Source organism: Candidatus Lernaella stagnicola (genome assembly GCA_030765525.1).
Lineage (GTDB): Bacteria > Lernaellota > Lernaellaia > Lernaellales > Lernaellaceae > Lernaella > Lernaella stagnicola.
The window spans coordinates 277,531-295,585 of sequence record JAVCCK010000010.1 but is presented as its reverse complement, the minus strand read 5'-3'; the positions used below and the strand labels follow the sequence as shown (position 1 = coordinate 295,585).

The following is an 18,055-nucleotide window of genomic DNA, read 5'->3' as shown; positions in this document are numbered from 1 at the left end:
CCGGGTCGATCGCATAAGGGAAACGAAAAACTACTTACCGGCGACCTCCAAGCGGTACAGCGCCCGCCGCAAGGCAGCTTCGGCGCGCATCATGTCGACGTCTTCATCTTTCGCCGACGCCTTGATCCGCTCTTCGGCGCGGCCTTTCGCGGCTGCGGCGCGCTCCATGTCGATCTTGTCGGCGGACTCGCAGGTTTCAGCCAGAACTTCCACATGGTTATCGTCGATTCGGCAATAACCGCCGTTGAGGAAGAACGCCCACGACTCGCCTTTGGCGTTTTGAATGTGCAGCGGCCCCATGCCCAGGGCGACCAACCACGGGTCGTGACCCGGCAGGATGCCGAACTCGCCTTGCTTGCCGGGCGCGACGATGCTGCCGGCTTCGCCGTCGTACAGCTTCTGAGCCGGCGTAACTACTTTGACGATGAGAGTATCGGCCATTGCGTGCTCCCTACAGCTTGTCCGCTGCCTCGAAGACTTCTTCGATAGTGCCGCGCATGTAGAACGCTTGTTCCGGAATATCGTCCATCTCGCCGTCGAGAATCTTCTTGAAACCGATGATCGTATCCGACAGTTTCACGTATTTGCCCTCGCGGCCGGTGAACTCGGCGGCCACGAAGAAGGGTTGCGAGAGGAAACGCTGAATTTTGCGGGCCCGGCCGACAGCGAGTTTGTCTTCTTCGGAAAGCTCGTCCATCCCGAGAATCGCAATGATGTCCTGCAGGTCGTTGTATTTCTGCAGGACGCGCTGCACCTCGCGCGCGATGGCGTAATGTTCCTCGCCGACAATTTGCGGATCGAGGATGCGGCTGGTGGAATCCAAGGGGTCGACGGCCGGGTAGATGCCCAGCTCGGCGATCTGCCGCGACAAAACCGTGGTGGCGTCCAAGTGCGCGAACGTGGTGGCCGGGGCGGGGTCGGTCAAGTCATCGGCGGGGACGTAAATCGCCTGCACCGACGTGATCGAACCCTTCTTGGTCGAAGTGATGCGCTCCTGCAACTCGCCCATCTCGGTGCCCAGAGTCGGCTGGTAACCGACGGCACTGGGAATGCGGCCCAGCAGCGCGGAGACCTCGGAACCGGCCTGGGTGAAACGGAAGATGTTGTCGATAAACAGCAACACGTCCTGACCCAACTCGTCACGGAAGTATTCGGCGACGGTCAACGCGGTCAGCGCGACGCGGGCACGGGCGCCCGGCGGCTCGTTCATCTGGCCATAGATGAGCGAGGTTTTGTCGATAACCCCGGACTCCTTCATTTCGCGCCAGAGGTCGTTACCCTCGCGGGTCCGCTCGCCGACGCCGCCGAACACGGACTTGCCGCCGTGGTGGGTGGCGATGTTGTTGATCAGCTCCATGATCAGCACCGTTTTGCCGACGCCGGCGCCGCCGAACAGGCCGATCTTGCCGCCGCGGGCGTACGGAGCCAGCAGGTCAACGACCTTGATGCCGGTTTCCAGCGCGGAGGTTTCGGTATCCTGATCGATGTAGCTCGGGGCCGGGCGGTGAATCGGATAACGGGTATCAGTCACCACGGGGCCGGCTTCGTCCACCGGTTCACCGATGACGTTCAGGATGCGGCCGAGGGTGGCCTCGCCGACCGGGACGGCAATCGGCCCGCCGGTATCGAGCACGGGCTGATTCCGGACCAAGCCTTCAGTGGAATCCATCGCGATCGTGCGCAAGCGGCCTTCACCCAGGTGTTGCGCCACTTCCAGTACGAGGTTCCACTCTTGGTCGTTAATCGTCGGGTTCGAGACCTTGAGAGCCGTGTAAATCGGCGGCAAATCGGCTTCGAACTTGACGTCGACGACCGCACCAATAATCTGCGAGATTCTGCCTGTCGCCTGTCCGTTACTCATTTGCTACTGTCTCCCTTACTGCGAAATAGCGTTTGCGCCGTTGATAATTTCCGTCAATTCCGTCGTAATCGCGGCCTGACGAGCCCGGTTGTACTGCAACGTGAGCTTGTCGATCATTTCCTCGGCGTTGGTCGTGGCCGATTCCATCGCGCTCATGCGGGCGCCCATTTCCGCCGCGTAACTCTCCAGAAATGCGTGATAAAGCTGATAGTGAACCTGCAGCGGCAGCAGGTCGGCCAACAATAGCTCCTTGTTGGGCTCGAAGCGGTAATCGACCACCGACTCCATGCCGTCCGGATGCTCCAGGCCGCGCAACACGACCGGCACCAAACGGCGGTTCACAACATTTTGGCTCAGCACGGAAACGAACTCGTTGGACACGAGGTACACTTCGTCGCACCGATCCTCTGTGAAATCGGAAATCAACTCATCGCCGAGTTGCTTGGCCAGCGAAAAGTTGTGATCGCCCAAAATATTGAGGTACTCGCGAGTCGTTTCGATGCTGCGGTGCCGGAAAAAACCCAAGGCTTTGCGGCCGATGAAACTCACTTGAACGACCTTGCCCTCTGCCTCGAACTTCGCTTTGGTCGCCAGCGCGCGGCGCAGGATATTGCTGTTGAAACCGCCGCACAAACCGCGGTCGGAGGTCAATACCAGCATCTGCACCGTGTGGACTTCGTCCTTGCCGTCCAGCAGCGGGAAGCCCTCCGCCTCCGTACGCCGGTACAGATTGCCGATCAGCGAATCCAGCATCGCGGCGTAGGGGCGACCGGCGCGCATCCGCTCTTCGGCGCCGCGCAATCTCGCCGCGGCCACCATTTTCATGGCCTTGGTGATTTTGTGCGTGCTCTTGATGCTGCTGATGCGCTTTTTAATGTCTTTTAGCGTCGCCATGTCGCGTCCTTAAGTTTCCGAACCGGCCGTGAACACTTCACTGAATTCGGCAATCGCCGCGTTCAGTTTCTCGCCGAGCTCGTCAGAGATTTTCTTCTCGTCGCGAATCTCGCTCAGCAGCGTCGCGTGACGCTCTTCCAGGAAGCGGTAGAAACCGGCTTCCCACTCGCCCATCTTCCCGATATCGATGCCGTCGAGCAGGCCCTTGATCCCGGCGTAAATCAACGCGATCTGCCTCTCGACCGGTTGTGGCTCGTACTGCGCCTGCTTGAGAATTTCCATCATGCGATCGCCGCGCGCCAGTTGCGCCTGCGTCGTCTTGTCCAGGTCCGAACCGAACTGAGCGAAGGCCGCCAACTCGCGATACTGCGCCAAGTCCAGACGCAACGAACCGGCCACCTGCTTCATCGCCTTGATCTGCGCGTTGCCGCCGACACGGGACACCGACAGGCCGGCGTTCACCGCCGGGCGAATGCCGGAGTAGAACAGATCGGTTTCCAGGAAGATCTGCCCGTCGGTAATGGAGATGACGTTCGTGGGAATGTAAGCCGAAATGTCGCCGGCCTGGGTTTCGATGATCGGCAACGCCGTGAGACTGCCGCCACCCTTGTCGTCGCTCATTTTCGCGGCGCGCTCCAGCAGGCGGCTGTGCAGATAAAAGACGTCGCCGGGGTACGCTTCGCGGCCCGGCGGACGGCGCAGCAACAGGGAAAGCTGGCGGTAGGCGGCGGCGTGTTTGGACAGGTCGTCGTAGAAAATTACCGCGTGCATACCGTTATCGCGGAAGTATTCGCCCATCGTGCAGCCCGTGTAGGGGCTGATGAACTGCATCGGCGCGGGGTCCGAAGCCGTGGCCGCGACGATCGTCGTGTATTCCATGGCGCCGAACTTTTCCAGCTTGTCGACCACCTGCGCGATCGTCGACATCTTCTGGCCGGTGGCCACGTAGATGCAGTGCACGTCGGTGTTCTTCTGATTGATGATCGTATCGATGGCAATCGCGGTCTTGCCGGTTTGCCGGTCGCCGATGATCAACTCGCGCTGCCCTCGGCCGATCGGGATCATCGAGTCAATAGCCTTGATGCCCGTCTGCAACGGCTCGTGCACCGGCTGCCGGTAAACGATACCGGGCGCCTTGATTTCGATGGGGTGGGACTCGTCGGATTCGATCGGCCCTTTGCCGTCGATGGGCTGGCCCAGCGCGTTAACGACGCGGCCCAGCACGCCTTTGCCGACGGGTACCTGCACGATCTTGCCCGTTCGTTTGACCGTGTCACCCTCGCGGATGTGGATGTCTTCGCCCAACACGACCGCGCCGACGTTGTCTTCTTCCAGGTTGAGCGCCATACCCATGACCTCACCTGGGAATTCCAACAACTCGCCGGCCATCACGTTTTCCAGACCATGCACGTGTGCGATACCGTCACCCACCGAGAGCACAACGCCGGTTTCAGCGACGTCTACTTCTTTGCCGTAATCGGCGATCTGCTTCGCGATGATCTGTTTGATCTCCTCGGCTCTGATTTCCATTAGCCAAATCCCCTCGACCTAGTGTTTCAATTTCTCGCGAAGCCGCCTGAGGTGACTGGCGATCGTCGCGTCATATACTTTGGAACCGACTTGCACCCGCAACCCACCTACCACCGACGGGTCGGTGTGGGCGGTTAATTCGATGCGTCGGCCGACTTTTCGTTGCAGCAAGACCCGTAGGCGGGCCAGCGCGGCGGTATCCAGTTCCACCGCCGAACACACGGTCGCGCGCGCGATGCCGTTGTGTTCGTCGAGCAATTCGGCGTACTTGGCCGTGATGGCCTGCAAGATCGTGATGCGCCGCTTATCGATCAACAAGCGCAGAAAATTCTTTACGGTCGGCGACAACTGTAGTTCGTGCGCCGCTTGGTCGATGATCTCACGCTTGAACTTTGCGTCGAACAGCGGACTGGACAGCGCCTTCTTTACCGCCGGATCGCCCAATACTTCGGCTGCCGCCGCCAGTTGCCGGCCGTACAAATCCGCCTTGGCGTTTTTCACGCCCAGGTCCAACAACGCCCCGGCGTAACGGCGTCCCAACACGTTGGCGCTCATTGGCGGGCCTCCAGTTTCTTGATCGCTTCCTCAATCAGCATCTTTTGATGCGACGGCGTCAGCCGCCCTTGAAGAAGTGTTTCGGCTTTCGCCAACACGCGGTCGGCCATCTCGGCGCGAAGTTGATCCACCGACTGCCGCAATTCGTCCTCGGCGCTGCGCTCGGCGTCCGCGACAAGGCGCTCAGCTTGCTTCTTCGCATCTTCGATAATCTGCCGCGCCTGCGACTCGGCCAACTGGCGCGCCGTCTCGCGCACGTCGTCGAGTTCCTCTTGCATCGCATCGAAACGCTTCGCCCACTGGGCGTGCGCTTCCTCTGCCGCGGCCAAGGCGTCCGCCGCTTCCTGTACTTTGACGTGGTAAGCGTCGGCCCCGGACTGGAACATCGCCTTCACTTTCGGGCCGGCAAAACGCAACAGAACCCACGCGAAGATCACGAAGTTGAATACCGCGGCGAGGTTCTCGATCAGCAGGTGATGCTCGGCAATAAAACCTTCGCCTTCGGCCGCCAGGGCGGGCGCCGCGCAAAGCGCGAAAAGGCCGGCCACGATAGAAATCCGTACCGCCTTCATCGTTGAATCTCCAGCAGTTTACTGGCCAGCGAGTCAGCCAGATCCTCCGACTCGGCCGCGAGCGACTCGCTCGCCGACTGCACGGCGGTCGCCAACTCTTGACGCGCCGCCTCGGCAAGGTCGGTCGCCTGTTCGCGGGCTTGGCCCAGAATGTCGTGTTCCTGTTGCGAGGCGGTGCTCAGCAATTCTTGCCGCAAAGCGTCGGTTTCCCGGCGAACTTGCGCCAGTTTCGCGTCCACTTCTTTTCGCGATTCCGCCGCATCCTTCTCCAATTGCGCCGCCTTTGCATAAGGCTCATCAGTCAGCCCTTCGCGCTTGCGAAAAACCTCGAGCATCGGCTTGAACAGCAATCGGGAAAGAATGCCCATCGCCGCCAGGAACATAACCGCCTGCGCAATCAGCGTCCAGGTTAGGTTCATTTTATCCATGCGCTGCGATCCTTCCTTATTCCGCGTAACGAACGTGTATCGGATGCGCTTCGACTTGGTCGAAGCTGTCGAATTCCTTGTACAACCAAACAATCTTGTCGATCGGCCCCTGCGCCGTGCCGTTGCCGGCAAGCGCGTAGTCGTGCGCCGGGCTGAACAGTTCCGGGCCCTTCGCCGATGGGTCGAGCGTCTCTTCCAGCGCGTGGTCTTCCAGAGCGACGCCCGCGGGTAGATCCGCCAAGCGGGCCTGGAACTTCGCGCCGTTTTCCCGGTTGAAAATCTCGAACTCGTAAGCGAACGACGCCGAGGTGATGAAGCGGTCGGAGCGAATCGTCAACAAACTTTCGTCCGTGGCGTCGGTGGCCTCGCGCACCAGCTGCGCCGTTTCCTCGTCTACAATGCAGTGCGTGATATGCGCCGAGATATGCAGTGCTTCCTTGATTTTCTGCAGAAAGCCGTCGTCGGCGAATCCGGCGTCGCTGTCGAAAATCAACTCCGCGTGGGAGCCGCGGGCCGCCACAAAGCCGCTTACGTAACCGCGGGCGAATTCATCCGGGCCTTCAATCAACAGTTCGACGTAGGTTTTGCTCATCGCCGGCCACCTCGCTGGAACAAAAGCATGAACACAATGTAAGTGATCGACACCGCCGGCACACCGTAACGTAACGCCAGGTTGATTGCGCCGTCGCCGGCGTAAAAAGCAAAAGTGACGACCACGAAGGAGGTCACCAGTATCGGTAACGAATATTTCAGCATGTAGCCGAAGAACGACGGCATCGTCACGCCCGCCTCTTCGGCGATGGATTTGACCATGAAATTCGGCGCGTTGCCAATGTACGTGTTGGCGCCCATGAACACCGCCCCGACGCTAATCGCCAGCAGGTACTTGAAGCCGCTGAACATCTCGGCGGTCATCGCTCCGGCCGCCACGCCGTGACTCTTGGCTGTCTCAGCAATGTAACCCTTCATCGCTGGGTCGCCCTGTACCTGCTGGAAGAAGGCGGCGAGTTGGTCCTCGCGCCCCATCAGCAATTGCGCCGCGGTTTTTTCCACGATACCCGACGGATACAGTTTGCCGATGGCCGTCGTGAAAAAGGTCAAGTACGTCGGCGCGTTGTCCAGGAAACTCGACAGCGTTCCCGTGACCCAGAAGAAATGCCACGGCTTTTCCACCGCGCTAATCAGCGGCGCCGCCGGGCCGTGAGCCCCGGCTTTGAGGATCGCCAGCGCCGGTACAATCGTGGCGAAAATCCCGGCGAATAGATATGCTACTTCCTTAATAGGGAACCACGTGAACTCGTTGTCGTCGCGCAACTGCTTCTTCGTCGACATTATGCTCAGCACACCCATCAGCACAATGACGCCGTCACGAATGAGGTTTTGGTATTCGACGTGGACGCCGCCCACCGTGAGGTGCCCCAGCTTCGCCATGCCGGAGAACAGCACGGCCCCCATGATGCCGCCGAAGAACAGGATGTTGTGCAGGCCGTCGAGCTTGACCGGCTCGGCCACGCCGTCATCCGGCGCCGGACCTTCTTGGCGGAAATAGTAGCTGTCCATGGCGAAGAACAACGCCAGCAGCAACGAAACCACGAAGAACATCTGCGGCAGCAGGTGCAAGGTCCAGAAGAAACTCACGCCGTGAATGAAGCCCAGGAACAAAGGAGGATCGCCCAGCGGTGTTAAGCTCCCGCCGATGTTGGACACGAGGAAAATGAAGAACACGACCACGTGGGTTTTGTTCTTGCGCCAGGCGTTAGCGCGCAAAACCGGGCGGATCAGCAACATGCTCGCGCCCGTCGTGCCTATCCAGCTTGCCAACAGCGTGCCGATCAGCAGCAGCAGCAAATTGACCGCGGGGCTGCCCCGCAACGTGCCGCGGACAATCATGGCCCCGGCGGCGGTGTACAAGCCCCAAAGCAAGATGATGAACGGAATGTAGTCCACCAAGTAGATGTGCAGCAGGCTGTAAATCGCCGGGCCCTTGAACAACACCAGGAAAGGCACCGAAAAGGCCAAGGCCCAAAAGGCGGCGATTTTCGGGAAATGTTCGTGCCAGAAGTGCGGCGCAAATAAGGGGAAAAGCGCGATCGAGAGCAAGATTCCCGCGAAGGGAATCACCCACAGAAGCGACAACTCGTCGCCCGGCACGCCATGATGACCGCCCCCATGACCGCTTTCGGCGGCGGGCGCGTCGGCCGGGGCCGTTTCCGGTGCCGCGACCGGCAACGTCTCCGCCGGTTGTGCGACGACCGGGGTGTCCAGCGGCTGTTCCGCAATCGGTGCCGCCGCCGGCTCGGCGGGGCTTTCGGTTGGCGGCGTTTCCACTGGGAGGGGATCCGGCGCATCGGCCTGTGCCCAGCCGACAACGCACAGCAGCAATATCGCAATGAGGAAGAAAACGCGCTTCACTGTACATCCACGAAAGTAGGCCAGCGGACCCTCGATCCTCGCTGGAGTTTATTCTTTGTCCGTGTCGCTCGTGCCCGTGCCCGTGCTTTTGGCCGTTGTCGACGGCGGCGGCGAAGTCATTTTGAAGGAAGAAGCCGGAGCCGCCGGCGCATCGCGCTCTTCGTGCTGCGCAACGCTGTCCATCTTGCAGTTACCTTCAAAGATGACGCCTTCTTCAACAACCAGTGTCGGTGTCTGAATATTGCCGTACAACCGACCCGGCGCCTTCATGACAATCTTTTTAGCTGCGGAGATGTTGCCCCGCACCAAGCCGGAAATATAGACTGTGTCGACGTGAATCTTCGCCTTGACCTCTGCCTCGGGACCGACAATCAACGTTCCCTTCGAGAAAATCTCGCCGTCGATCTTGCCGTCGATACGGACCGTTCCCTCGAAAGTCAGTTTGCCGACAAACTCACTGCCCTTCCCAATGAAGGTGTTCGGTTTGGCAGCCGTGGCCACGTCCTGTTGTTCTTGCATCATCCCAGACTCCTCCTCATCTGCGATGTCGGGAAACATTTCGGGTGCCTAGGGGAATCGTCTTCGCTCTTGGCGTCCCAACATCGATATCCTGTGTTTAACCCATATGACCCGCAGACAAGCGCCGCCTTTCGGTAGCCTATGCGAGTCGCCTTGTCAAGTGCCGCAACGCGTCAAGTTTCACTTCGCAAGCAGGTCAAACAGACGCGTTAATTCCTCTTCACCGAAATAATGAATCTCGATCTTACCCTTGTTCTTGCCGCCGGTCAGCTTAACTTTGGTCCCCAAACGAACCCGCAACTCGTCGGCTAACTCCTCATAAGGATGCGCCGACGGCGTCCGGGTTTTCTTCTTGCCCGGTTTTACCTGACCGGCAATCACCCGCTTTACCAGCAGCTCGGTCTCACGAACCGACAGCCGCTCCTCGACAATCCGCCGAGCCAGCAAACCCATCACGTCCGCATCGTCCAACGCCGCCAAGGCCCGGCCGTGCCCGGCCGAAAGCTGCCCGCCCGCAATATACACGCGCACCGCCTCGGGCAAACCGAGCAGGCGCAACGTATTGGCCACGTGCGGCCGACTGCGACCCACGCGCTCGGCGATTCGCTCCTGCGTCAAATCAAAACCGTCGATCAACTGCTGATACGCTTCGGCCTCATCCAAGGGGTTGAGATCCTCTCGCAGTAGATTCTCGACCAGCGACAACACGCCCATGTTTTCTTCGTCGGCCTGGATCAGCACGCAAGGCACTTCCCGCAGCCCGGCCAATTTCGCCGCCCGCCAGCGCCGCTCGCCCGCGATCAATTCGAAGCGGCCTTCATCGGAACTCCGGCGCACCGCGAGCGGCTGCAACACGCCGACCTGATGAATGTTGTCGGCCAGGATTTTCAGCGACTCGTCATCAAACTTGTGCCGCGGCTGATAGGGGTTGGCCACGATCTGATCGACCGGAATCTGGAACACCGCGTCTTGGGTCTTTCGCTCGGTCACCGAACGAGCCCGCGAGGGATCGATCAGCGCGCCGAAGCCTTTGCCTAATCCGCGTTTGCGATCAGCCATGGGCCGTCTCCCCTTTGGCCGCGAGCGGGCCGGCCGCCGCCGCGCGGCGGATGATTTCGCGGCTCAACTCCAAGTAAGCGCCCGCGCCGGAACTGCGAATGTCGTGCAGAAACACCGGCACCCCGTGGCTCGGCGCTTCGGCCAGGCGCACGCTGCGCGGAATGACCGTCTCGCACACCACGTCGCCGAAATGAGAACGAACCTCCGCGGCCACCTGGCGTGACAAGTTGGTGCGGACATCGAACATCGTCAGCACGATGCCGAACAGCACCAAATCCGGATTCAGGCTCTCCGAGACGGCGGCCACGGTATCGATCAACTGCGAGAGGCCTTCCATCGCGTAGTATTCGCATTGCAGCGGCACGAGCACGCGGTCGGCCGCGACCAAGGCGTTGACCGTCAGCCGGCTCAGGCTCGGCGGGCAGTCGATCAAAACGAAATCGTATTCGTGGGCCAGCGGGCGCAACTGGTCGGCCAGCGCGTACTCCCATTCCGAGCGCCGTTCCAGCGCGATTTCCGCACCGGTCAATTCCCGCGTGGCGGGCACGATGTGCAGGTGCTTAATCGCCGTTTCACACACGGCGTCGCGCAGCGGCGCGCCCTCGACGAGCACCTGATAGATGGTCGTTTCGACTTCGGCCGCGTCCACACCCAAACCGCTGGTCGCATTGGCTTGCGAGTCGATGTCGATCAGGAGCGTCTTTCGTTGGGCCATAGCCAGCGCCGCGGCCAAATTGACCGCAGTCGTGGTCTTTCCCACGCCTCCCTTTTGATTGGCGACGGCGATGATTCCGCCCATGCTTTACACGCCCTTCGACGTTGGATTCCCAGCCATCCCGCGGGTGCGGTGACCCAGATAAAAAACCCCGATTACAAAGATGTCTTTCTTAGCACTTTCGACCCCGCCCGACAAGGGCCGCAACGCCCACGAATCCCCTCTTTGCGCCGCGGTCCGCGTTATCTAATCCGCTAACAACCGGCGCTCAAAAAACGAGAAAACCTCAGGAAGCAAATCGCTGCCGCCAACCGGGGCTTTGAATCCATAGGGCATCGGCAAAACTGTCATGCGCGCCGTGTCGAAATCCGCAATGGCGCTCGCGTAAGGCGACAACTCCGGACACATCTCGTCGAGGAAAAGGTTTCCCCGCGTCGCATTGTATTCACTGGTCATGTCCGGGACGTACGCGCGGATGCCCCGCTCAAGCCGAATCACCAGATTGCCGATCGCGCTGCCTCCCGAATGGCCGATCAGACCGATCTGCTCCGGCGCGAGGTCCGGCCGTGACCGTAGGTAGGCCAGGCAAAGGCGCGTTTCGTAAACCCGCATCCCGATGAAACAGTAGCCCCGCGCGAGATAAGCCCGAGTCACCTCGTTTTCGGTCTCGTCGGCGCACATGGCGCGAAAGGTCGGCGCGGCCACCGCGATACCGCGATCCACCAGATCGTCCATCCTGAACGCGCGCGCGAAATCAACGCCGCTGCTCGTGTTTCCGTGACCGTGCAGGCCGACGACAACCGGAACCGGTTGCGCGGCTTTGGGAACGAGCAAGAGCATTGAAAACTCGCCAACGACGGGGTCACTCAACCGCAATTCTTCCCGCCAATAGGAACCCTGGTCCTGTTTTGCTGTGACGCGTACAGACAGCGCCGACCCGGGCGCGCCCTCAAACAGCTTTCGCAAATTCAATGACCAAAGGATTTCCGTGCCCAGCTCGCGGGAGGGATACCGGGTATTCGAGGAAACATCGTGCCGCGTCTTATCGCGAATGGCCTGCCGCAGTTCTTCGGAAGTAATCGGCCTTGGCGCATCCGGCAACTGGCGCAACGCGGCCAAATATGGACTTTTTTCCGCGCACGGTTCAGTAAGCGAAGTTTGCGCTCGCCACGCTCGCGCCTGCGAGGCGTCCACGCTGTTCTCCTGCCAACGCATGAACGCCGACACCGCAACCAGCCCGAGCAACACGCCCAACGCGACGCTGACAAGCAGCCTTTTCCGATCTCGTGAACTCAACGACCTCCCCCTGGGCGAATCGGCCGACTCACAACGCGGCGATCACTTCGATTTCCACAGCGTCTCCCGCCGTGAGGGCAATCGGCGCCAAACGCACGATCGTGCGGCCGTAGGCGTTGGTCTCGACCTCGTAGGCCGTGCCCGGCAACGCCGCGCCGTCCCGCAAGACCTCCGTCACCGCGCCGGTCACCGGCACCGTCAACACCAGGTCGAAGGCGGCGTCGGTGGCCACCACGACGATGCGCCCGGCCGCGCCGCTGCGGCTGACTTCCAGGTCGAAACGACCGGCCCCATAGGCCAGGCCGTCGAGGGAAAACTCGTCCCATTCGTCGGGCAGGTGCGGCGCCAGGCCCACGCGCTGCTCCGGCACCGAGACGTCGATACCGGTCAGGTGGTACAGGAACGCGTAGCCCATGATCCCCGATTCCCAACTGCGGAAGCGGCCCGAGATATCGCACACCGCCCCGAAGGGTTCACGCAGGAGCCACAGGTGACCAAAGTCATCCACGATCACTGCCTCGTCGGTGAAGCCGGTTTTCGTAAACACGTTCCGCCACCGCGCGAAGGCTTCGTCGGCCAGCGGGTGGAACATCTTGTCCAGGTTGTTGAGCCAGTAGCCGTGACTCATCCCGGTTAACACGCCTTCTTCAGCGTGCGGCATCAGCAACCTGAAAAGAGGCGGCAGCGGCGAATAGAGCAAGCCGTTGGCATGCCCCAGGATCTCCAGCGTACTCTCAAAATTCGAGACGACGCGCGGGTTGTCCAGCGGCAGGGCGCTCAGCCAGATCGGCATGGTGTTCACGTCTTCGTAGGGTTGCGCGAAGGGCTCGCGGGTGTCGGTTTGCGCCTTGACCGCGTAGCGCCCGTTAGCGGGCATCCAGTAGGTATCCTCCAGGCAGGTGGTGACCCCTTCGACCAAATCCTCGAACACGACCTGGTCGTCGGTGTAGCCCAGGTCCGCGGCCATCTCGGCCAGGAAACGGCCGGCGCGAATCACGAGCAGCGAGGAGTAGGACGAAAGCGTGGACTCATCGGGCTCCGCCAAGAAGTTCTCCCCGAACACCGCCTCCATCAGATCTTCGAAGGTCTCATCGCTGGAAAAATGCAGCAGACAGTCATCGACGTATTTCTGCTTGAGCAGCGCGTGCTTGAGCATGCCCCAACGCTCGATGATCGGCGCCGTGTCGCCGGTGGCCCGGTAATAGTTTTCGTATTCCAGCACCAGTGCGCTCGGGCTTTCGGCGCGGGTGCGGCCGTTCATGACGCCCAAATTGTCCCAGTCCGGTTGCGCGGGCAGGTTCGACACGTCCAGGTCCACTTCCATCGCATTGGGAATGCCGCCGCGCAGCACCATCGCGCCCCACATGTAATCGACCATGTCCTTGAAATCGTCGTTCAGGCCGATCAGGGGGTAATAAAGCGACGGCCCATGCAGGTCGCGCAGCCACGTGTTGGAGTATTGGCTCATCTCCGCGACCGCGCCGCTGACCGCCTGGTTGATCTTGATCGCCACGGCTTGCGCCTGCATCAAGTCGTTGAATTTCTGGTCGGGCGTGTTGAACACCGTGATCTGCGACGCCCACTGGTCCCACCACTGCACCGTCGCCTCCAGCAGCGCATCTAGGCCGGCGTTTTCAAGCGCCGCAAAAACCCCCGCCGCATCCTTGGTGTCGATCGTGAAGGCCAAGGGCAGCGTGACGACCTTCTCCTGACCCGGCGTCAACGAGCCTATCGGCACGACTAACTGCTTGCCGCTTTCGCCCGCCAGCGCGTCCACTTCGAGGGGCCGGGACGAAAGCGTTCGCCCGGTGTAATCGCTTTCGGTAAACAGCCCCGCGTCGAAACGCCCGATGTAGGAATCCACGCGCAGCGCCACGTCCTCAAGCGTCATCTGGCTGATGTTGCGCACGATCCACACGCTCACCAGCGCATCTTCGGCCAAAACGTCGTCGGCCCCGATCGGCGCGAAATTGACGCTGGTCCACTCCACAACGCCGTTCTTCGCCTCGGTGATCACCACCGCCGAGTTGCGCACGCGGCTGATCGCCTGCCGCAGCGGCAGCGCCTCGCGGTCGCCGACGTACAAATGCGGCCGCTTGTCGGTGAACCACTTGAAATCTTTCTGGTAGTTCGGCCCGCCCAGGTTGTGCCACCCGGCAAAGGGGCTTTGGTCGCCCAAGATGCCGAAGACCTTGCCGTTGCCCACGCCCATCGCGCCGAAGGTGCGGACCAAAGGCGGGTCGGCCATGTCGATTTCCTGCGCCCACAGGCTGCGGTTTTGCAGGTAAGGCCGATCCTTTAGCCACTGCGCGAGGTTTTCATCATCGTCATCGTCGTCGTCCCCGGCGGTGTCGTTATCGTCGTCATCATTGTCGTTGTCGTCGTCGTTATCGTCATCGTCGTCGCCGGTGGTGTCATCGTTGTTGTCATCGTCGTCGTCATCGTCGCAGCCGACGCCCGCCGACACGATCATCAAAACCAGCACCAACAAACCCAAGAAACGCCAAACCTGCATTATACCCTCCCCATCCCGAGGTCCTATTACGGCACGGGCATCGTCGCGGTTTTTGAACATCCGGTCAAATCGCCGGCGTTTCGCCCTCACCCCCGGCCCCTCTCCCACAAGGCGCGGGGAGGCAGCCCGCCGACGTTTTCAACACCGTCTCCCCGAACGGCCTAAAGTTTGGTATAGAAAACGGGAGTTAGCGACAACCGGAAAGGAACGCCTATGGCGACCGCGCGTAAACGGAAAAGAGATGTCGAAAAGACCTATCCGAAAAAACAGTTTATCGAAAAGCTGCGCCGCCTCGCCGACGCGCTGGAGAACGACGAAGAATTCAGGATACAGATCGCCGGTCGGCGCATCTACGTTCCGGTACGGGCGATCGTCAACATCGAGCACGAACGCGGCTCCAAGGACGAGGAAATCGAATTCCAAATCAAGTGGAAGCTGGAATAAAGATTGCGATAGTTCCCTGAATTCCTCCGATCATTCTAATTAAGGGTACACCACACTTAATTGGTCGCCTTCTGCCCGCGTGATCAACACCAGCCCCCGGCGACAGCACGCCCGTTTTCGATCCGCACGTTAGCCCGCCGGAGTGCGCAGAAAGACAAATTACGATAAGACACTCGAACTCAGGGTGTCGCTCGGACTCGACGAATGTCGAGCTCCGGAAAAGGCAAGCGGCACCTACGTGTTCTCTTTTATGATATAATGGGGTATACATGAGGCACACATACTTCTAAGAAGAGGTCATCGATGTTTACGGTAAGATTGGGTGATAAGGATATTCCCGTACGGGACATTGCGGCCCTAGCAGAAATGATGCAGGCAGGCCGGATTCGGGCGAACACCGCTGTATATGACAACACAGCAAACACTTGGCGAAGGGCGGAAGACATTGTGGTACCCCCCATTGTGGCGCCGGCTGTCTCGGGGGCATCGCCTTCCGTAGCGGCGGAGCAAACAGAGGCGTCGGGTTCCTATTCATCGCCGACCGGCGTTCCCGGCCTATCGACCGGCTACGTGCCGGGCCGACCAAAGACCACACCGGTTTTGGCCATTGTGGCATTTGTTTGCAGCATCGTCGGAATGGTCTCGGGCTTTCTGCTTGGAATTTTCGGGATAATACTCGGCTACAAGGCGCGCCGCCTGATTGACGACAATCCGCAGCAGTACGAAGGCCGCCGCTTCGCAACCGCCGCCATCATTCTCGGGTGGATTCAATGTGTCATATTTCCGGTGGTAATCTTGATGCTAATCCATATTCCAAACGTTGTGCAACTCCGTGGCAAGGCTTATAACGCTTCGGCTCAGAGCGTGGGGTACCACGCAAGAAACGCCCAGTTGTTGTATTACCAGAACAGCGGAGACGTGAACAATGCAACGTATGCCGATAACTTGGGCGATCTGCTCGCTTGGGACAATAACCTTACTGACGATCCGGACGTGACTTTCGCTTTCGGTGTCTGCAATTCGGATGGCTACACATTCACTGTGCAGCATGCCAAGGGCGATGAAACATATGATTTCACGCACTAGAAAAGAGCTTTTTTACGGCGGCCGCCCCGGCCAGGGCGCGCCCGACTAGCTTTTCGGTGGACTTGCCCTTGGGCCCGGCCACGACGGCCAACAGGTTTGCGGGTGTTCGTTCGCGCTTTTCCCGCCGTTTCTGATCGTGGCTCATGGTTGCGTGCATCACCAGTGTCTTCCGACGCCCGATTGTCGTTTCGCGCCCGTAACCTGCACCCAGTTAAGGCACCACTGATTCTGTTGGTTCGACACCCTGTTGCCGTTGGCGAAGGATCGAAGCTCCGAACCCGACGGCACACGATATGATGGCCTCGGCCACCGTCGCGCCCTTGGCTTGCAGCACCTCAACCTGCCGCAGCGTCCGAATCGCCCGGTCCACATTCGTCCTTCTTGCCACGTGCCCCCTGATAAGCGAGCCCGAATCCACCACGATCGCTGGGCTCTGTTTGTGGGGGCAGTCCGATCTGGATGCTGTTCCAACATGAAAAGTTGACCCGAAATGACGGATGAACTATGCTGAACTTCAATAGGAAAGCACCTCTCGGCGGCGCCTGTATATGCTGCCGATAAACGAGTCGGAGAGATCGTTATAAAATTACGCCCCAAAGTCCGTCTCGTCCATTCCCAGCGAAGGAGGAATTCATGTACCGGAACGTCTTAACCTTATTTATCGCCATCGTGGCGATCGTCGCCGTCGCCGGCGCCGCCATGGCGCAGGAACTCAATTGGTGGTCGGTCATTTACACCGATAGTTCGACCGAGGGCGGCTCCTCGGGCTCCGCCTTGCTTAACGGTGACGGCCAGATCACCGGTCAGCTCACCGGCGGCAACGCCTCTTGCGACGTGCCGTTGAACGATCCCAACTACTACGACCTCTACGGCCAGTTCGGCAAATCGTGGAATTTGGGGCTTTCCGACTACCTGGGAAGCGGCAAAGCCGCCGGCGACCATGAAGTAGACGCGGCGATAATGCCCGACGCCCTGGCGCAACCGAACGAAGCCGTCACTTCGCCCGGCCTGACCATGCAGCTTCCCGCCCAACCGGGGCATACGGTCGTGCTCACCGACGACGCCGTCGACGCCGCGCAGCGCAAATTCGCGGAAATGTCCCGCGCCAACATCAAACGCCAAATGACCGGCGTGCACGTTGCAGTTCCCACCTTCGAGCCGGACCTTTGGGAACACCTCGACAACGGACAGGGCCTCACTTCCTGGCGCATTGCCCTGCGCGCCCCACAGGCCAAAACATTGCGCCTGCACTTCACGCGCTTTAACATCAATCCCGCCGATGCGGTCATCGTTTACGGCGACCCGACCGCCGCTTTCGGCAAAACCGTCGAACCGTCCCGGACCGCCACAACCGTCGATTTCTGGGGACCGATCACCGCGGGCGACCTCGTATTTCTGGAGGTTGTCACCGCGTCGAAAACCCCGCCGGACGTGACGGTCGACAAAATCAGCTATGGCCTGCGGCAATTCTCGCTGACGCCCCAGTCGACCAAGGAAGGCGATTGCTACCTCGATCCGAACTGCTTCGTCAACGAGATGATCGGGCTAGACCAGCTCATGAACGGGGTTGGACAGATGATGTTCGAGGTCGCCGACGGCCAGGCGGTGTGCACCGGTACGATGATTCTCGACGAGGCGCAGACCTTCACGCCCTATTTTTACACCGCCAATCATTGCTTCCAAGACGCCGCGGTGGCCGACTCGCTGATCACTTCGTTTTTCTGGTACACCGATCAGTGCAACGGCACGGTCCAGCCCTGGGATCAAGTGACGACCTACACGGAGGGCTCGGACATCCTGGTGCAGTCCAGCGAAACCGACGTCCTGCTGCTTCAACTCGACCAGTTTCCGCCCCAGGGCGCAGCGTACTTCGGTTGGACCACCGCCGACCAGCAAATTAGCGACCCCATTTTCGTCCTCCACCATCCCGCCGGCACCTTCATGCGCATTTCCTTCGGCTACATCAACGGCGTCAACGACGCCGACGACGTCAATTTGGACGACGACGACGATACCGACAACGTTGACGACGACACCACCACCGACGACGACGATGACGACAACGGCGGCGACGACGACGACGACGATGATGACGACAGCTGCTGCGGCTGCTGAGTTAGCGGAAGATTAGACCAAGCGAAATCCCGTCTGTCGCTTGCTAAAACTCAT

The 18,055-nt window shown here is 60.2% G+C and carries 18 protein-coding genes; 3 read left to right on the top strand and 15 right to left on the bottom strand.

Annotated elements, in window-relative coordinates:
* Window positions 1–30: 30 nt before the first annotated feature.
* From P9L99_05595 to P9L99_05530, 14 genes are all read right to left on the bottom strand, one after another.
* The gene (locus P9L99_05595; GenBank protein MDP8222815.1) at window positions 31–441 is read right to left on the bottom strand and encodes a F0F1 ATP synthase subunit epsilon; all 411 of its coding nucleotides are present in this window, start codon (window positions 439–441) and stop codon (window positions 31–33) included.
* 10 nt (window positions 442–451) lie between these two features.
* Complete coding sequence (atpD, locus tag P9L99_05590) at window positions 452–1,861, bottom strand: F0F1 ATP synthase subunit beta (protein MDP8222814.1); 1,410 nt, start codon at window positions 1,859–1,861, stop codon at window positions 452–454.
* A 15-nt stretch (window positions 1,862–1,876) separates the two neighbouring features.
* Window positions 1,877–2,755: an ATP synthase F1 subunit gamma gene (gene atpG, locus P9L99_05585; protein ID MDP8222813.1), complete on the bottom strand. Its 879-nt coding sequence runs from the start codon at window positions 2,753–2,755 to the stop codon at window positions 1,877–1,879.
* A gap of 9 nt (window positions 2,756–2,764) precedes the next feature.
* Window positions 2,765–4,285 (bottom strand): F0F1 ATP synthase subunit alpha, encoded by a 1,521-nt coding sequence (atpA, locus tag P9L99_05580; protein MDP8222812.1) that lies wholly within the window; start codon window positions 4,283–4,285, stop codon window positions 2,765–2,767.
* Window positions 4,286–4,303: 18 nt separating this feature from the next.
* On the bottom strand, window positions 4,304–4,840 hold the full coding sequence (gene atpH / locus P9L99_05575; GenBank protein MDP8222811.1) for an ATP synthase F1 subunit delta: 537 nt from the start codon (window positions 4,838–4,840) through the stop codon (window positions 4,304–4,306).
* Window positions 4,837–5,412, bottom strand: coding sequence for an ATP synthase F0 subunit B (locus P9L99_05570; GenBank protein ID MDP8222810.1), 576 nt, complete (start codon window positions 5,410–5,412; stop codon window positions 4,837–4,839). Before P9L99_05570 ends, atpH begins: the two co-directional genes overlap by 4 nt.
* Window positions 5,409–5,840 (bottom strand): ATP synthase F0 subunit B, encoded by a 432-nt coding sequence (locus P9L99_05565; GenBank protein ID MDP8222809.1) that lies wholly within the window; start codon window positions 5,838–5,840, stop codon window positions 5,409–5,411. Before P9L99_05565 ends, P9L99_05570 begins: the two co-directional genes overlap by 4 nt.
* A gap of 16 nt (window positions 5,841–5,856) precedes the next feature.
* Window positions 5,857–6,432 (bottom strand): hypothetical protein, encoded by a 576-nt coding sequence (locus P9L99_05560; protein ID MDP8222808.1) that lies wholly within the window; start codon window positions 6,430–6,432, stop codon window positions 5,857–5,859.
* The gene (locus P9L99_05555) at window positions 6,429–8,252 is read right to left on the bottom strand and encodes a sodium:proton antiporter (GenBank protein MDP8222807.1); all 1,824 of its coding nucleotides are present in this window, start codon (window positions 8,250–8,252) and stop codon (window positions 6,429–6,431) included. The genes P9L99_05560 and P9L99_05555 overlap by 4 nt, the downstream gene beginning before the upstream one ends.
* Before the next feature lie 48 nt (window positions 8,253–8,300).
* Window positions 8,301–8,810, bottom strand: coding sequence for a polymer-forming cytoskeletal protein (locus tag P9L99_05550; GenBank protein ID MDP8222806.1), 510 nt, complete (start codon window positions 8,808–8,810; stop codon window positions 8,301–8,303).
* Window positions 8,811–8,951: 141 nt separating this feature from the next.
* Window positions 8,952–9,830: a ParB/RepB/Spo0J family partition protein gene (locus tag P9L99_05545; protein MDP8222805.1), complete on the bottom strand. Its 879-nt coding sequence runs from the start codon at window positions 9,828–9,830 to the stop codon at window positions 8,952–8,954.
* Window positions 9,823–10,629 (bottom strand): ParA family protein, encoded by an 807-nt coding sequence (locus tag P9L99_05540; GenBank protein MDP8222804.1) that lies wholly within the window; start codon window positions 10,627–10,629, stop codon window positions 9,823–9,825. The genes P9L99_05545 and P9L99_05540 overlap by 8 nt, the downstream gene beginning before the upstream one ends.
* Before the next feature lie 162 nt (window positions 10,630–10,791).
* The gene (locus P9L99_05535; GenBank protein MDP8222803.1) at window positions 10,792–11,841 is read right to left on the bottom strand and encodes a hypothetical protein; all 1,050 of its coding nucleotides are present in this window, start codon (window positions 11,839–11,841) and stop codon (window positions 10,792–10,794) included.
* 28 nt (window positions 11,842–11,869) lie between these two features.
* A complete protein-coding gene (locus tag P9L99_05530; GenBank protein ID MDP8222802.1) occupies window positions 11,870–14,356 on the bottom strand; it encodes a hypothetical protein in 2,487 nt (828 codons plus the stop codon).
* A 213-nt stretch (window positions 14,357–14,569) separates the two neighbouring features.
* Here P9L99_05530 and P9L99_05525 point away from each other — a divergent pair, with 213 nt between their 5' ends.
* Together P9L99_05525 and P9L99_05520 are read left to right on the top strand one after the other, a co-directional pair.
* On the top strand, window positions 14,570–14,800 hold the full coding sequence (locus P9L99_05525; protein ID MDP8222801.1) for an amphi-Trp domain-containing protein: 231 nt from the start codon (window positions 14,570–14,572) through the stop codon (window positions 14,798–14,800).
* 303 nt (window positions 14,801–15,103) lie between these two features.
* Window positions 15,104–15,886 carry a DUF4190 domain-containing protein gene (locus tag P9L99_05520; GenBank protein MDP8222800.1) on the top strand — a complete coding sequence of 261 codons (783 nt, stop codon included), beginning with the start codon at window positions 15,104–15,106 and terminating at the stop codon, window positions 15,884–15,886.
* On the opposite strand, the gene P9L99_05515 is transcribed toward P9L99_05520, so the two are convergent.
* Window positions 15,876–16,046 carry a hypothetical protein gene (locus P9L99_05515; GenBank protein ID MDP8222799.1) on the bottom strand — a complete coding sequence of 57 codons (171 nt, stop codon included), beginning with the start codon at window positions 16,044–16,046 and terminating at the stop codon, window positions 15,876–15,878. The two genes, P9L99_05520 and P9L99_05515, sit on opposite strands and share 11 nt — an antisense overlap.
* Before the next feature lie 473 nt (window positions 16,047–16,519).
* Between P9L99_05515 and P9L99_05510 the strand changes: the two genes are divergently transcribed.
* Complete coding sequence (locus tag P9L99_05510; protein ID MDP8222798.1) at window positions 16,520–18,001, top strand: hypothetical protein; 1,482 nt, start codon at window positions 16,520–16,522, stop codon at window positions 17,999–18,001.
* Window positions 18,002–18,055 lie beyond the last annotated feature (54 nt).

Bases quoted from the DNA above. Each gene is read 5' to 3' on its own strand.
- atpH (MDP8222811.1), bottom strand. From the start codon at position 4,840: ATGAGCGCCAACGTGTTGGGACGCCGTTACGCCGGGGCGTTGTTGGAC.
- P9L99_05520 (MDP8222800.1), top strand. From the start codon at position 15,104: ATGTTTACGGTAAGATTGGGTGATAAGGATATTCCCGTACGGGACATT.
- P9L99_05565 (MDP8222809.1), bottom strand. From the start codon at position 5,840: ATGGATAAAATGAACCTAACCTGGACGCTGATTGCGCAGGCGGTTATG.
- P9L99_05540 (MDP8222804.1), bottom strand. From the start codon at position 10,629: ATGGGCGGAATCATCGCCGTCGCCAATCAAAAGGGAGGCGTGGGAAAG.
- P9L99_05550 (MDP8222806.1), bottom strand. From the start codon at position 8,810: ATGTTTCCCGACATCGCAGATGAGGAGGAGTCTGGGATGATGCAAGAA.
- P9L99_05545 (MDP8222805.1), bottom strand. From the start codon at position 9,830: ATGGCTGATCGCAAACGCGGATTAGGCAAAGGCTTCGGCGCGCTGATC.
- atpG (MDP8222813.1), bottom strand. From the start codon at position 2,755: ATGGCGACGCTAAAAGACATTAAAAAGCGCATCAGCAGCATCAAGAGC.
- atpA (MDP8222812.1), bottom strand. From the start codon at position 4,285: ATGGAAATCAGAGCCGAGGAGATCAAACAGATCATCGCGAAGCAGATC.
- P9L99_05560 (MDP8222808.1), bottom strand. From the start codon at position 6,432: ATGAGCAAAACCTACGTCGAACTGTTGATTGAAGGCCCGGATGAATTC.
- P9L99_05510 (MDP8222798.1), top strand. From the start codon at position 16,520: ATGTACCGGAACGTCTTAACCTTATTTATCGCCATCGTGGCGATCGTC.
- P9L99_05595 (MDP8222815.1), bottom strand. From the start codon at position 441: ATGGCCGATACTCTCATCGTCAAAGTAGTTACGCCGGCTCAGAAGCTG.
- P9L99_05525 (MDP8222801.1), top strand. From the start codon at position 14,570: ATGGCGACCGCGCGTAAACGGAAAAGAGATGTCGAAAAGACCTATCCG.
- P9L99_05570 (MDP8222810.1), bottom strand. From the start codon at position 5,412: ATGAAGGCGGTACGGATTTCTATCGTGGCCGGCCTTTTCGCGCTTTGC.
- atpD (MDP8222814.1), bottom strand. From the start codon at position 1,861: ATGAGTAACGGACAGGCGACAGGCAGAATCTCGCAGATTATTGGTGCG.
- P9L99_05530 (MDP8222802.1), bottom strand. From the start codon at position 14,356: ATGCAGGTTTGGCGTTTCTTGGGTTTGTTGGTGCTGGTTTTGATGATC.